Source organism: Nonomuraea africana (assembly GCF_014873535.1).
Classification (GTDB): domain Bacteria; phylum Actinomycetota; class Actinomycetes; order Streptosporangiales; family Streptosporangiaceae; genus Nonomuraea; species Nonomuraea africana.
In genome coordinates, this window is record NZ_JADBEF010000001.1 from 5108336 (window position 1) to 5121584 (window position 13249).

At 68.4% G+C, this 13249-nt stretch carries 12 protein-coding genes and 2 pseudogenes; 2 read left to right on the top strand and 12 right to left on the bottom strand.

What is annotated here, in order from left to right; all coding sequences use genetic code 11:
• Positions 1 to 34: 34 nt before the first annotated feature.
• A complete protein-coding gene (locus tag H4W81_RS24185; RefSeq protein ID WP_192776914.1) occupies positions 35 to 1333 on the top strand; it encodes an NAD(P)/FAD-dependent oxidoreductase in 1299 nt (432 codons plus the stop codon).
• Here H4W81_RS24185 and H4W81_RS24190 read toward each other — a convergent pair.
• The 3 genes from H4W81_RS24190 to H4W81_RS24195 all read right to left on the bottom strand — a co-directional run bounded on the left by H4W81_RS24190 (position 1275) and on the right by H4W81_RS24195 (position 3332).
• A complete protein-coding gene (locus tag H4W81_RS24190; RefSeq protein ID WP_397128824.1) occupies positions 1275 to 2207 on the bottom strand; it encodes an MBL fold metallo-hydrolase in 933 nt (310 codons plus the stop codon). The genes H4W81_RS24185 and H4W81_RS24190 overlap by 59 nt on opposite strands.
• 157 nt (positions 2208 to 2364) lie before the next feature.
• On the bottom strand, positions 2365 to 2601 hold the full coding sequence (locus tag H4W81_RS47510; RefSeq protein WP_225958769.1) for a zinc-binding dehydrogenase: 237 nt from the start codon (positions 2599 to 2601) through the stop codon (positions 2365 to 2367).
• Entirely contained in the window at positions 2598 to 3332 is a 735-nt protein-coding gene (locus H4W81_RS24195) for a zinc-binding dehydrogenase (protein ID WP_225958770.1), read from the bottom strand. The genes H4W81_RS47510 and H4W81_RS24195 overlap by 4 nt, the downstream gene beginning before the upstream one ends.
• Before the next feature lie 522 nt (positions 3333 to 3854).
• Between H4W81_RS24195 and H4W81_RS24200 the strand changes: the two genes are divergently transcribed.
• Positions 3855 to 4895, top strand: coding sequence for an SGNH/GDSL hydrolase family protein (locus H4W81_RS24200; RefSeq protein ID WP_318781921.1), 1041 nt, complete (start codon positions 3855 to 3857; stop codon positions 4893 to 4895).
• Between the two features lie 108 nt (positions 4896 to 5003).
• Here the strand turns inward: H4W81_RS24200 and H4W81_RS24205 are convergent, their stop codons facing one another.
• The 9 genes and pseudogenes from H4W81_RS24205 to H4W81_RS47515 form a co-directional block, all read right to left on the bottom strand.
• Positions 5004 to 5177 carry a hypothetical protein gene (locus tag H4W81_RS24205; protein ID WP_192776915.1) on the bottom strand — a complete coding sequence of 58 codons (174 nt, stop codon included), beginning with the start codon at positions 5175 to 5177 and terminating at the stop codon, positions 5004 to 5006.
• A 288-nt stretch (positions 5178 to 5465) separates the two neighbouring features.
• Entirely contained in the window at positions 5466 to 5666 is a 201-nt protein-coding gene (locus H4W81_RS24210) for a hypothetical protein (protein WP_318781922.1), read from the bottom strand.
• Between the two features lie 210 nt (positions 5667 to 5876).
• Complete coding sequence (locus tag H4W81_RS24215; protein WP_192776916.1) at positions 5877 to 6578, bottom strand: ABC transporter ATP-binding protein; 702 nt, start codon at positions 6576 to 6578, stop codon at positions 5877 to 5879.
• The gene (locus tag H4W81_RS24220) at positions 6566 to 7330 is read right to left on the bottom strand and encodes an ABC transporter ATP-binding protein (RefSeq protein ID WP_225958771.1); all 765 of its coding nucleotides are present in this window, start codon (positions 7328 to 7330) and stop codon (positions 6566 to 6568) included. The genes H4W81_RS24215 and H4W81_RS24220 overlap by 13 nt, the downstream gene beginning before the upstream one ends.
• On the bottom strand, positions 7327 to 8937 hold the full coding sequence (locus H4W81_RS24225) for a branched-chain amino acid ABC transporter permease (protein ID WP_192776917.1): 1611 nt from the start codon (positions 8935 to 8937) through the stop codon (positions 7327 to 7329). Before H4W81_RS24225 ends, H4W81_RS24220 begins: the two co-directional genes overlap by 4 nt.
• Entirely contained in the window at positions 8934 to 9845 is a 912-nt protein-coding gene (locus H4W81_RS24230; RefSeq protein WP_192776918.1) for a branched-chain amino acid ABC transporter permease, read from the bottom strand. The genes H4W81_RS24225 and H4W81_RS24230 overlap by 4 nt, the downstream gene beginning before the upstream one ends.
• Positions 9846 to 9848: 3 nt before the next feature.
• On the bottom strand, positions 9849 to 11090 hold the full coding sequence (locus H4W81_RS24235) for a branched-chain amino acid ABC transporter substrate-binding protein (RefSeq protein ID WP_192776919.1): 1242 nt from the start codon (positions 11088 to 11090) through the stop codon (positions 9849 to 9851).
• A 274-nt stretch (positions 11091 to 11364) separates the two neighbouring features.
• A pseudogene (locus H4W81_RS24240) lies at positions 11365 to 11774 on the bottom strand (alpha/beta fold hydrolase); the annotation flags it as partial.
• Positions 11775 to 11886: 112 nt separating this feature from the next.
• Positions 11887 to 12258 (bottom strand): annotated as a pseudogene (locus tag H4W81_RS47515) (integrase core domain-containing protein); the annotation flags it as partial.
• Between the last annotated feature and the right edge of the window lie 991 nt (positions 12259 to 13249).

Here is a 13249-nt window from a genome sequence, read left to right on the forward strand (position 1 = left end):
AATGCTTCTCGCTGGACGGGGCCACCAGGTCACCGTGCTCGAACGCGACCCCGCAGAACCACTCTCGACGGGCCCGCAGTCGTGGGAGTCCTGGGAACGGCCAGGGGTGAGCCAGTTCCGGCTGCCCCACGTGATGATGCCCCGCGGGCTGGCCCTGCTGGAGGCAGTGCTGCCCGAGGTGGTGGCCGAGTTGGAAACGGCGGGCGCCAGGCGGCACAACATGATCGCCGGGGCATGGGGCGCACCTGCCGTAGGAGGCCGGCTCCCGGGGGACGAGCGTTACGAGACCATCGCCGCACGCCGGCCGGTCCTGGAGTTCGCGCTGGCGACCGTCGTCGCGCGCACCGCCGGTGTCACCATCCGGCGGGGTGACGGCATCACACGGCTGGTACCCGGCAGTGAACGACTGTCCGGCGTGCCGCATGTCGCCGGAGTGGAGACCCGCGACGGGGAGGTGCTCCACGCCGACCTGGTCGTGAACGCGAGCGGCCGCAACTCGCAATTCGCCAGGATGTTCGCCGAACTCGGCCCGATCCGCGACACCGAGGAGCGAGCCGAGGCAGGGTTCGTCTACTACGCCCGGCACTACCGTGACAGCGGCAACGGGTTGCCGGAGGCCACGCACTGGCCGCTCATCCACCAGGAGACCGTCACCGCGGGCACCCTGCCTGGCGACAACGGCACGTGGTCCCTGTTCCTCGTGGCCTCAAGCCGCGACCAGGACCTGCGGGCCTTGCGGGAGGTGGACGCGTGGGACCGCGCCATCGAGCTGTTCCCCGAGTACGCCCACTGGGCACGACATGGCGAGCCGCTCACCGGCGTACAAGTCATGTCGGCAGGCCAGACCAGGCGACGGGACTTGGTCGCCGACGGGCTGCCGGTGGTGACAGGCCTGCTCGCCGTGGGCGACGCCTGGGCCACGACGAACACCACGTTCGGGCTGGGGCTGTCGATGAGCCTGGTACAGGGCGCCCTGCTGCGGGACGCGATCGACACCGTGGGCGTTGGTGATCACGTCAAGCTGGGCCTCGCCTTCGCCGAGTCGCTGGAGACCACGGCCGCGCCCTACTACCGGGCGCTGGCCGACTGGGACACGCACCGGCTCGCCGAGATCGACTCCGTGCTCAAGGGCGAGCGGTACGAGACCGCCGACCCGGCCTGGCTGGTCATCAGGGCGCTGGACGCGGCAGGCGTCCGGACGCCGGCTGATCGCGACGAAAGGGCGCCCTGCCGCTCCGTGCAACGGCGGGCCGCCCTTTCGTCAAGGCTTGGCCCTAGACAGACGTCGGCAGCGGGCCGCCGTTCCAGGTCATCGTGTCGCCGAAAGCGGTGAGGAGATCCACCTCGCCGCCGACGGCCTCGGCGTAGGCGCGGTGGAGGTTGAGCACCAGGCGTTCGGCGTCCCCCCATCCCGCGAACTCACCGAGGTCAGCGTCCTGAGCTGCGGCCAGTGGTGTGAGTCCGTTCTCGCGCCCCTTTCGGGCGACCTCGAGCACGAAGCGGTAGTAACGCTCGTGAACGGCCAAGATCTCCGGCAGATCGCTCGCGGCCGCGAGAGGCCCATGCCCCGGTACGACGTGCTCGGCCTCGAAGTCCGCCAGCCAATCCAGCGACTTCAGCGCCCCTTCCACCGACCCCATCAGCAGCAGCGGTGTGAGGCCGTTGAACACCAGGTCGCCGGTGAACAGCACGCGCTCTTCAGGAAGCCAGACCACCACGTCCCCTGCCGTGTGCGCGGCATGGCCAGGGTGCCGCAGCTCGATGCGGCGCTTGCCGGCGAAGAGGGTCAGCTCGGACTGAAACCCCACGGACGGGACGCGGCGCGTCACGTTCCCCCAATCGGGCACCGGCGTCCAGATCGGCGGGCACCCGTCGATGAGGGGGTCGGCCAGCAGCGCGTCCCGCATCGCCGCATGCCCGAAGATCACTGTCTGGTCCGGCAGCAAGCTGTTTCCGTATGAATGATCCCCGTGCTGGTGGGTGTTCACCGCCATCCGCACGGGGGCATCGCCGGTCGCCTCGGCGACTGCCTTCAGGAATCGGCGGGTACGCTGCTCGGTCGCGCACGTGTCGACGATCAGAACGCCGTCGTCGCCCGCCACGGCTCCGGCGTTGTTCACCCACCAGGTGCCGTCCGGCTGCACCCAGGCGAACACCCCCGCGCTGATCTCGTGCAACCTCGCCGTGTCAGCCTGCTTCTCCACGATCAAAACTCCATTCTCCAGCCGTGCCGGCCCAGCCTCGGGTTTGGCGCTGTTGATTTCACAGACCGATCCATGGCCGATCAGTGCTTCACAACGGCTCCCTCGCCCCCATGGCTACAGGTGCTGACCGGCTAGGACGGTGGCCGGTCAGCGTCGATGTTCAGGTGATCAGCAGGGTCTTGCCGAGTGCCGTACGCGCTCCGATGGCGGCATGTGCGTCGGCGACGCGCTCAAGCGGGAACGTCTGCCCGATGGCCGGTCGCAGACGACCTGCGGCACCATCGGCCAGCGCCTGCACGGACAGCTCCTGCATGGCGGCGGCCGAGGGGAACGCCGCGCCCATCGGCACCAGGGTGACGCCCCGTGCGACGGCCTCCTCCTCGGAGACCTCGGTCATCGTCCCGCTGCCCACGCCGAACGCGATGAACCGCCGCCCCGTGCGACCAGCTCGAAGGTGGCGCGTCCGATGTCGCCGCCGGTCGCATCGCACGCCACGTCCACCCCTGCGTCCCCGGTCGCCTCCCGTACACGCTCCTCCCAGCCCGACCGGCTGTAGTCGATCGCGACGTCAGCGCCTCGCCGGGCGGCGAGGTCGAGCTTGGCCTCCGAGCTCGCGGTCGCCACCACCCGCGCGCCGGCCTGCTTGGCCACCTGGATCAGCAGGCTGCCGACGCCTCCACCCGCGGCCCCGATCAGGACCCACTCCCCTGCCTTCGGCGCGACCGCGCGCGCGATGCCCAGGGCCGTGCGCCCGTCGTTGACGAGGCCCACCGCGTCCTGGAACCCGAGCCGGTCCGGGATCGGGATCACGGTGGAGGCGCTTACGGCGACCTTCTCGGCATAGCCGCCCGACCCGCCGGTCGTGGTGGCCACGCGCCGCCCGATCAGCGCGGTGTCGGCGCCTGGTCCTACCGCCACGACCGTGCCCGCGACGCCGTTGCCTGGGATGATCGGCAGCGGGGGCAGCGGCATGGGCGCGGATCCGGAGCGCACCAGCGTTTCCACGTACGTGATGCCGCTGGCCACCACCTCGACCAGGACCTGTCCCTCCCCCGGCACGAAATCAGGAGTCTCCTCGGCCAGCAGCACCTCAGGCCCACCGAACTTCCTCAACCAGACTGCCCGCATTTCGACTCCTTGGTGTTTCCAAGCGCGCCATGTCGACCACTGACCCGCAGACCGACCACGCTGCGCAACCTTCGGCCGCGTCGCGCCCAGAATGACCCATCCGGGAGTTCATATTTCAGGCCATTTCCCGGCCAATTCCCGTCCGGCAGCACCGCGTCGCCAGGGTCGGACCGGCCATGCCCGTCCTCGCAGACCGCCCCACGAACGCCGCCTGGCGATGGGCCCGCCGCAGCGCCCGGACCCCGCCGTCCCAATCAGTCAGACGGAATGTGGACAGGGAACGGTCTGGGGAGTGGCAAGACGATGGCGCCACGCTGGGGTCTCGTTCGCGCCCGCGTCTTGAAGGAGTCACATGTCCAGGAGTGTGTCATGCGTGTAGAGGTCAACGGAATCGGTCTCGAGGTTCAAGTCGGCGGGGAGGGCCCGGCGGTCCTGCTCCCGAGCCAGAGACACGGGTGTCCTCCGTATGAGCACCAAATGGACATGCAACGCACTAGTAGATGAGCAGTCTGCTCCGCGAAAGTGCTGCAGGAAATCCCGGCCTGCCACCGTCGCGGATCGCCGCCGACCTGGCCGAACGGCCCCGGCACCGGGCGGTGGCGGGTCATGACCCCCTGCATCACCTTCACCCATGGAGACTTCATGTTCCGCTATGCCCGCTTGCGACCCGTTCAGCGCGCGACCGTGGTGGCTACCGCTGTGCTCGGCACCTGTGCAACGCTCGTCACCGCGGGCGGGGGAACCGCCGCAGCCGCCGGAACCAGCGCGAGCAGCACGATCGCCGCGCGGTACGTCGCACTCGGCGATTCCTACGCCTCCGGATACGGCATCGACGGTGTGGAGAACGCGGCATGCGACCGTTCCACGAGCAGCTACCCGTCCATCCTGCGCAGCACGTACAAGTCGCAGAGTTTCACGAGCGTCGCGTGCAGCGGCGCCACCACGCGCAGCATCTGGAACACGCAAGGCAGCCAGGCTCCCCAGATCAAAGCGCTCAAGCCGGACACCAGTCTGGTCACGCTGACCCTCGGCGGCAATGACATCGGCTTCACGCAGCTCGTCATCACGTGCGCTTCTCTCATGCAATCGCAGCCGACCGGCGACCCCTGCCGTCAGAACTTCCGAAAGGGCGGCAAAGACCAGATCCTTGCCCGCATCGACGACCTGAAGCCGCGGATCGCCTCCGTGCTGACCGACATCAAGAGGAAGAGCCCGCAGGCCACGATCGCGCTGGTCGGCTATCCCTCGCTGCTGCCGGACAGTGGCGAGAGCTGCCGCTCGACGCAGGTGCCCTTCGCCGACGGGGACTTCGGCTACCTGCGCAACATCACCAAGAGGCTCAACAGCGCACTTCGTGACCAGGCCGCCAAGGCCGGCGCCGTCTACGTCGACACCTACACGCCGACCATCGGCTATGACATGTGCCGGGCGCAGGGGCGCATGATCGAGCCGCTGTTCACCGCCGATGGCCGCGTCGCCCCAGCCGCCGCCCACCCGAACCTTGGGGGCACCCTTAGCATGGCGGCCATCATCAAGAAGAAGCTGGACGCGCTCGGCCGCTGATCATCCCTCAGCAGCCACCGGAGGTCGCGCACGCGGCCGTCGCCTTCGCAGGCGGTGGCCGCTTCCTCATGCCCGGCCGCCCCTGCAGCTCGACATTGACCGCGCCGGTCAGGCCCTGGCCAGCTCGTGTGCGCAGGCGCTGAGCCCGATCTCGCTGGAGGCCTTGACCAGCACCACGTCCCCCGGTTCGAGAAGCCCGGCGGCCAGGCGGACGGCCCCGGCGACGTCCTCTGCGAGGTGAACGGTGACGCCCATGTTCGCGGACTGCGCCTCCTGTGCCATCGCGACCGGATCCCCCGAGCGGCATGGATTCGGGGTTGGCGTTGTAGGCGTCGTTGACGATGGTGACGCCGTCAGGTCGTTCGAGGATCTCCAAGCGGCCCGCGGAGCGGCGCCTGGCCGCGTAGTCGTGACCGTCGGCCCGCGCGCCTGCTGTCGCGACGAACAGGCCGCCCGGCACCACGTCACGGGAGTCGACCGCCGAGGGCGCCGTCACCAGCGCCTGCGGATCGCGGACATCACACAGGTCGGCGTCGAGGACGCGCGCGATCTCACTCAGCCTCATGGGGATCACGAACCGCTCCTCGCGAGCGCCAGGTCGATGAGGCGGCGCAGCAGATCGGGATAGGAGACGCCGCTGGCCGCCCAGGCTTTGGCGTAGACGGAACGGGAGGTGAAGCCGGGCATGGTGTTGATCTCCAGCACGTACAGGCGTCCGGTGTCCTGCTCGTACAGGAAGTCGACGCGGGACAGGCCGTAACCGCCGATCACGCGCGTGGAGCACCGCCTGCGCTGACTGGAGCGACACCTCGTGCTCGGCGGACGGCCCGCCCGCCAGCACGGCCACGCGCAGGCGTTCAGTCACGATCGATCAGCCTTTCCAACGTTGAGCCCGCCGCTGTCCGTGACGGACCTGGCGAGCATCGCCCGGCCGGTTCCCAGGCCATTTGCTGTCCACTTCCTGGCCAGGGCGGCCCGAGGCTAGTTGCCGAGGTATGCCTCGCGTACGCGATGGTCGGCGAGCAGTTCCCTGCCCGTGCCGGAGTGGGTGGTGCGGCCAAGGTCGATCACGTAACCCTGGTCCGCCAACGTGAGCGCCGCGAGGGCGTTCTGCTCGACCATGAGAATCGTCGTCCCCAGCTCGCGGAGCACGCCGATGGTGTCCAGGATGTGCTGGATCATGATCGGGGACAGGCCCATGGTGGGCTCGTCGAACATGAGCAGCCTCGGCCTGGCCATCATGGCCCTGCCGATCGCCAGCATCTGCTGCTCGCCACCGGAGAACAGCCCCGCCCGCTGTGCTCGCCGCTGCCCCAGGACGGGGAAGAGCTCGTACACGCGGGCCACGTCCGCCGCGATGTCGCGGTCCCTTCGCAGGTAGGCGCCCAGGAGCAAGTTCTCCTCGACGCTCATCCCGGCGAACAGCCTGCGGCCTTCTGGGCAGTGCGCGATGCCGGCGGCGAGTACGGAGTGCGCGGGCAGGCGGTGGATCGGCTCGCGCTGGAAGAGGATCTCGCCCCGGCGCGGGCGGATCAGGCCGGAGATGGTTCTGAGCGTGGTGGTCTTTCCTGCGCCGTTGGCGCCGACAAGGCAGACGATCTGTCCTTCGGCGATGGTGAAGCTGACGTCTTTGACCGCTTCGATGGCGCCGTGGGCGACCGAGAGTCCGTTCACTTCGAGCATTCGGTGGTTCCCAGGTAGGCCTCGATGACCCGAGGATCGGTGCGCACGGCTTCCGGTGGGCCGCTGACGAGCACCCGTCCACGCACAAGCACGTGGACGTGGTCACAGAGGGAAAAGATGAACTTGGTGTCGTGTTCGATCACGACCACGGCGATCCCGCGGTCGCGGATGGCGCCGATCAGTGCCCGGATGGCGGTGGTCTCCGCGCCGTTCATGCCGGCGGTCGGCTCGTCCAGCATGAGCACCGCCGGGTCGCCGGCCAGCGCTCTGGCTATCTCCAGGCGGCGCTGGTCGCCGTAGGCGAGGCTGTGGGCGGGGGCGCGACCGTCGGGGTCGAGGCCGACGAAGGCCAGCTCGGCGCGGGCCCGCTCGGTCGCTTCGGCCTCGCTCGCGCGGAAGGCCGGACCGTGGAACAGGGCGCTCATCAGCCCCTGTTTGATGCGGGTGTGCCGGCCGACGAGGACGTTCTCCAGTGCCGACATGCCGGAGAAGAGCCGGATGTTCTGGAAGGTGCGCGCCACCCCGCGGCGGGCGGCCTCGGCGGGATCCGCCTTGAGCGGGCGGCTGCCGAGCAGGACGCGTCCCGATGTGGGGGCGTACAGCCCGGTCAGGCAGTTGAACAGCGTCGTCTTGCCCGCCCCGTTGGGGCCGATCAGACCGGTGATCGCCCTGTCAGGTACGGTCAGCGTCACGTTGTCCAGCGCGACGAGCCCGCCGAAGGCCATAGAGACGCGCTCCGCGGTCAAGCTCATGACGACGACACCAACCCTTGCGGCCGGAAACGCATGATCAGGATGAGGGCGAGCCCGAAGAGCATCAGCCGGTAGTCGCTGAACTCCCGCAGCTTCTCCGGAAGCACGAACAGCAGCGAGGCGCCCACGACCGCGCCGGGCACCGTGCCCATCCCGCCGAGGACCACCGCGGCCAGCAGCGTGACGGATTCACTGAAATCGAAGCTCTCGTACCCGACCGTTCCCAGCTTGTGCGCGAAGACCGCGCCTGCGAGGCCCGCGAGCGTGGCGCCCACCAGGAAGGCTACGATCTTGGCATGTCCGGTCCGGACGCCCATGGCGCGGGCCACGTCCTCATCCTCCCTGATCGCCAGCCATGCCCGCCCCGTACGGCTGCGCTTGAGGTTGGTCAGGACCACCATCGCCCCGGCGACCATGAGCACGGAGACCATGTAATAGAGGGATCCGGCCGGAAGCCCGCCGACGGACTCGTTGAACGCCTGGCCCAGAACGGTGATCGGCGGGACGCCGGGAATAGAGTTGGCGCCGCCGGTCAGTCCGCCGATGTCGTTCTGCGCCGCCCGGAAGAAGATCTCGCCGAACGCGAGCGTCACGATGGCCAGGTAGTCCCCCCGTACGCGCAGGGTGGGCGAGCCGACCACCACGCCGAAGAAACCGGCCGTCACCGCCCCCGCGAGGGCTGCCACCGGGAAGGGGACCGTGTGGGCCAGGTTCGCCGCGGTGAAGGCGCCGATCCCGAGGAAGGCCACGTAGCCGAGGTCGAGCAGCCCGGCCAGGCCCACCACGATGTTGAGGCCGATCGCGGTGGCCGCGTAGACCCCGATGCTGGACGCCACGGTCATCCAGTAACCCGTGCCCGCCTGGGTGAACGGCAGCATCAGTGCGCAGGCGAGCAGGACCGCGATGCTGAACACCCGGTGCCGCTCGGCTAGGGCGGCGATCCACGCAAGGACCCCGTACAAGGCCAGCACGCCGACCACGGCCAGGCCGAAGCCGCAGAACGCCAGGAACTCGGCGCCGCCGTACGGGTTGGTCGCCCGGCTCTGCCCGCCCGCAGTCAGCGTCGCCGAGATCAGCCACAGCAGGGCGGCGAAGGCGGCGAGCAGGACAGGCCAGGCCACCGCCCGGCCTGGAAGCTTCCACTCCGGCGCCGGTGCGACGGTCCGGCCCGACCACACCAGGAGGGCACCGCCGGCCAGCGTGACCGGGCCGCCGATGGACAGCGTGTCGAGGACGGTGAGGAACCCCAGGTGCACCAGCGCGATGGCGATCACACCGACGCCCACGGGCTTGCGGGCGCGCGGGAGGATCGCGATCAGGCCCAGCAGGACCAGGTGCAGGCGGAACCCGGTGACCAGGTGCGGGGCGTCGAAGAACTGCAGCGTGGCCCGGTCGGGGTAGGCTCCGCCGGGTAGTACGACGCCGGCCCAGGGAAGCAGGGCCCCCGCCACCACGAGCGCGGCGCCCGCTGCCGGACGGAAGTCCCACGCTCGACGCGATCCGCGCCCGCCGTCGTGGAGTTTCCGGTCGTCGGAGACAGGGAAAACCTCCGAAGTGCTGGGCGTCCGGCCTGCCAGATCGTGGAGTTGGGGACCCTCTGGTGTCATGCCCGCACCCCTTCCGGCCGGCCGAGGAATCCTTGGGGACGGAACATGAGCACCAGGATCAGCAGCACGAAGACCCAGACGTAGTCGTACTGGGCCCCACCCCAGGCGTACTGTCCAGCCAGCGACTTCACCATGCCGATGCAGAAGGCGCCGAGCATGGCGCCCCGGATGCTGCCGATGCCGCCCAGCACAGCCGCCGTGAAGGCGAAAATGCCGTTCTGGAAGCCCATCGCGGTGTCGATCTGGCCGTAGTGGATGCCGTACAGCACGGCGCCGAGCCCCGCCAGCACCGCACCCAGGACGAACGTCGCCAAGATCACCCGGTTGAGGTCGATCCCCATCAGGCGGGCGGTGTCCGCGTCCTCGGCAACGGCCCGCATGGCCCGGCCGAGCCGCGAACGCTCCACGTACAAGTGGAGCGCCGCGGCCAGCAGCGGAGAAACGGCCACGGCCAGCACCCCGGTCCACAGCACGATCGTCGATCCCACGACGAGTTGGGAGTCGAAGAAGACCCGGGGAAACGGCAGCGGCGCGGTGGCGCCCGGGTAGAACACCCGGACCATCTCCTGTAGCAGGATGGACACGCCGAGCGCGGTGATCAGCGGTGCCAGCCTGTGCGCGTCCCGCAGCGGCCGGTAGGCCAGCCGCTCCATCAGGACCGCGACGGTCACCGACGTGGCGACCGCCGCGACGCAGAGCACCGGCAGCGCCGCGTACCAGGACACCCCGTCGGGCAGCAGGTACACGGAGGTGAAGTGGGCGCCGAAGGCGCCGGCCATGAACACCTCACCATGTGCGAAGTTGATCAGCTTGATGATGCCGTAGACCATGGTGTAACCGAGCGCGATCAGTCCGATCAACGCGCCGAGCACCAGACCGTTGACAATCTGCTGGGCCAAGGTCGCCACAGGTCACTTCGCCTCGAACTGGCTGCTCTCGACGTCCTTCCAGGCACCGTTGGTGACCTTGTAGACCGTGAACAGCTTGTTCTTGCTGTCGCCGTACTCGTCGAAGCCGACCACGCCGTTGGCGCCCTGGTCGGTTGAGTACTCCTGGACCTCCTTCACCAGCGCGGTGCGCTGCTCGGGCGCTCCCGTCCAGGCGCCGTTCGCGGTCACCTTGCCGATCGAGGAGACGATCACGTTGGCCGCGTCGTAGGCGAAGGCGCCGAAGCCGCCATACCCCTCGGCGAAGTTCCTCTTCTTGTACGCTTCGACGAACGCCGCCCCGGTGGACAGCTTGTCGATGGGCGCGCCGACCGAGGCCGCGATGTCCCCATCTCTGCCGCCCAGCGCGATGAACTGGGCGTCGAACAGGCCGTCGTTGCCCGACATGGGCACGTTCAGCCCGAGGTCCTTGGCCTGCTTGGCGAGCGGTCCGCCGATGGAGTAGTCGGTGCCGGTGAAGATCGCGTCCGGCTTCAGAGACTTGATCTTGGTCAGGACGCTGGAGAAGTCGCTGTCGTTCTCGTTGACCTTCTCACGGCCGACGATCGTGCCGCCCAGCTTCTCGGCCTCCTTGGCGAACTCGGTCGCCATGTTCTCCGCGACCGCCTTGCCGTCGGTGACGATCGCGATCCGCTTCATGCCCTCGCCCCCCACCAGGTAGCGGGCGTTGAACGGGCCCTGCAGATCATCGGTGCCAACGACGCGGAAGTAGTTGTCGTACTGCCGCTTGGGCGCGGTGGCGTACTCGGCACCCCTGGTCAGCGCCGGGTCGGTGTTGCCGGGCGAGATCTGCACCAGCTTGGTCGAGGCGATCTTCGGCTGGATCGCTCGGGCCACCCCGGAGTTGTAGGAGCCCACGATGCCGACGACGTTCGCGTCGTCCGCGAAGCGCTGAGCCGCCGCCGCGCCCTTGTCCGGGTTCGCCTCGTCGTCCTGGGCGTCCATCTTGAGCTGGTACCCCTTGACCGCGCACGTCGCGTTGGCCTGATCGACCGCGAGCTGCACGGAGTTGCGGATGCCCAGCCCGATCGCCGAGAGCTTGCCCGACATGGGGGCGATCACGCCGATGACCAGCGTGCCCTTGCTCGTATCGCAACCGCCGGTGCCCCCTGCGGCCTCGGTCTTGCCCCCACCGCACGCGCTCGTCGCCATCGCCGCGCCGATGGCCAACAGGCTCGACAGTACGGCGGTGCTCTTGCTTCTCAACGGAAACTCCTTGCCTTCGGTAACGACTCTCGCTTCAGTCCGGAGGCAAGCTATGGTCCCTAACTGCTCATTTGACAGCTCAATCGCTGGCCAGCAACTGTCCGCTCCGCCGCCTCCGCGGTACCGCTTCACCGGTGAGGACTCCCGCCAGGACCAGCAGACAGACGCCGCTGCCGAAATCGATCCTGCGTCGAGTTCCAGCCGAGATGCCGGCCGGCGATCCGGCGGCAACTGTGCGGGCCGGCCTTGCGCGACGCCGGCGCACTCAGGTGGTTCAGCGGGTGAGGAGGTCTCGAAGAGCCTTGGCGATGTCGGAGGGCGCTTCCTCGGCCATGAAGTGGCCGGAGGTGACGGTGACGTGCCGCAGGTCCGGCGCCCAGGCGCCCCATAGGGCCGCCGCGTCGAAGCCGAGGACGGCGCCCCAGTCCTGCTGGAGTACGGTGACCGGCATCCGCAGCCGGTTGCCGGCATCCCGGTCGGTCTGGTCATGGTCGACGTCGATGCCGGCCGAGGCGCGGTATTCGTCACGATCGAGGGCACCGCTTCGCGGCAGGCCTCGAGGTAGGCGGCGCGAATGTCGGCGGGGATCGCATGCGGGTCGTTGGTCCAGATGTCGAGGAAATGACCGAAGAATGCGTCCGGGCTGGCGCCGATCAGCTGCTCGGGCAGGCCCTGGGGCTGGGCCCTCGGCCACCCTACGCGCATACTCGTGGATCAGCCCGCCGAGGCGATCACGGCGGATGACCTTGATATCGGCCTCAACCGGGTCGGGCAAGGCTCGTAGCGGAGCGGCCTGGCCCAAGGATCGGTGGGGGCGGCGCTCATTGAAATGAGCCTCGTACGCGGCCAGTACCAACCGCAGATGTCGAGCGCTGACGATCAGCACCCGATCGAGGACCTCCCGGCGCAGGCAGCCGATCCACCGCTCGACGCAGGCGTTCCCCCGCGGAGCCCGTGGCGGTGTCTTCAGCACCCGAATGCCCGTGCTGGTGAAAACCTCGTCGAACGCCGTGGTGAACTTCGCATCCCGATCGCGAATGAGGAAACGGAAGCCCTCGACCCGATCCTCGAGTTCAATCATCAGATTCCTGGCCTGCTGAGCGACCCACTGCCCGGTGGGTTGATCGGTGACGTCGAGGACATGCACTCTCCGAGTGGACATCTCCATCGCATGCGCCAGCGAGCTGCCCAGGCCCGATCACATCCCGTACGGGTCCTGAGCACGACAGCGAGGTCATGGATCTGGGCACCCCGGAACGGGGTCATACCTCGGTAACAGGCTCGCCGGTCAGGTACTTGCGGTAGGCCCTACCGCTCTGCGGGGGCCTCCGTGCGGTCGTCGGGCAGGATCTCGGTATAGGCAGCCAGGAGTGACCGTCGATGGCGGTGTGCGGGAAGCCGTAGCCAGCAAGGGATTGCGGTAGGCGTTGTGAGGCCGATCTAGGTGGCCGCGCCCAACCCCCTGGCGCGAGCCCCGTCACGAGTAATACCTGAACCACTGCCAGGTCATAAGCGAGTCATAATCATGGTTGGGGCAGCTCCTCAGGCGAAGATACTCCGGCAGTCATAAAGTTCGGCCTTGCTCAAGCACTTATCTAGTCGAGGATAGCGAAGCGCGAATCTATTTCCGCCCATGAATGGCCATATCCATTCGGTGGCAGTGTTGCTACATGGCGTAAGGCGGACCCCCTGCTCCTTCCCGCCGCCGCCCGGTACGGGCTGTAGCCGCGCCGCTATGCATTCCCCCTGTGAACTTATTCGCTATTTTGATCTTGCCTATATTGCCATTTCGCGGAAACCGGATAGTCCAGGCTTGTGAAGCGCGCGTGTTTGAATCGTGATTCATATGGTTGTCCAACCGAACGAATCCAGCCTCCCGTTTCCGGTCCGCTTCCGCTTCGGCGCGTTCAGCGGCCTTCTGGGCCTTTCTGCGAGGTCGCGCGCATGAGCCGCCGTAGCTCTGGGGTTGCTACCGGATCGCTGGTGGGCGACCGGGCCTCACGAGTAGCCTGCTCGCGGTGAAGTTCCTCCCAGCTCGGTGCGACGGTCTAGAAGCTGGCGCTGCCGCAGGACCGAGGCGTAAACCCGCGGCCTCGACATCCCTGTCAACGTCGGTCCCGACCCCGGCCGCCGGTACCGCCATCCGCCGTACAACCCAA

What these genes read in the sequence shown, in the direction of transcription:
- H4W81_RS24195 (WP_225958770.1), bottom strand. Translation starts at nt 3,332, where the DNA reads ATGCGGGCAGTCTGGTTGAGGAAGTTCGGTGGGCCTGAGGTGCTGCTG.
- H4W81_RS24215 (WP_192776916.1), bottom strand. Translation starts at nt 6,578, where the DNA reads ATGCTCGAAGTGAACGGACTCTCGGTCGCCCACGGCGCCATCGAAGCG.
- H4W81_RS24225 (WP_192776917.1), bottom strand. Translation starts at nt 8,937, where the DNA reads ATGACACCAGAGGGTCCCCAACTCCACGATCTGGCAGGCCGGACGCCC.
- H4W81_RS24220 (WP_225958771.1), bottom strand. Translation starts at nt 7,330, where the DNA reads ATGAGCTTGACCGCGGAGCGCGTCTCTATGGCCTTCGGCGGGCTCGTC.
- H4W81_RS24205 (WP_192776915.1), bottom strand. Translation starts at nt 5,177, where the DNA reads ATGGCACAGGAGGCGCAGTCCGCGAACATGGGCGTCACCGTTCACCTC.
- H4W81_RS47510 (WP_225958769.1), bottom strand. Translation starts at nt 2,601, where the DNA reads ATGACCGAGGTCTCCGAGGAGGAGGCCGTCGCACGGGGCGTCACCCTG.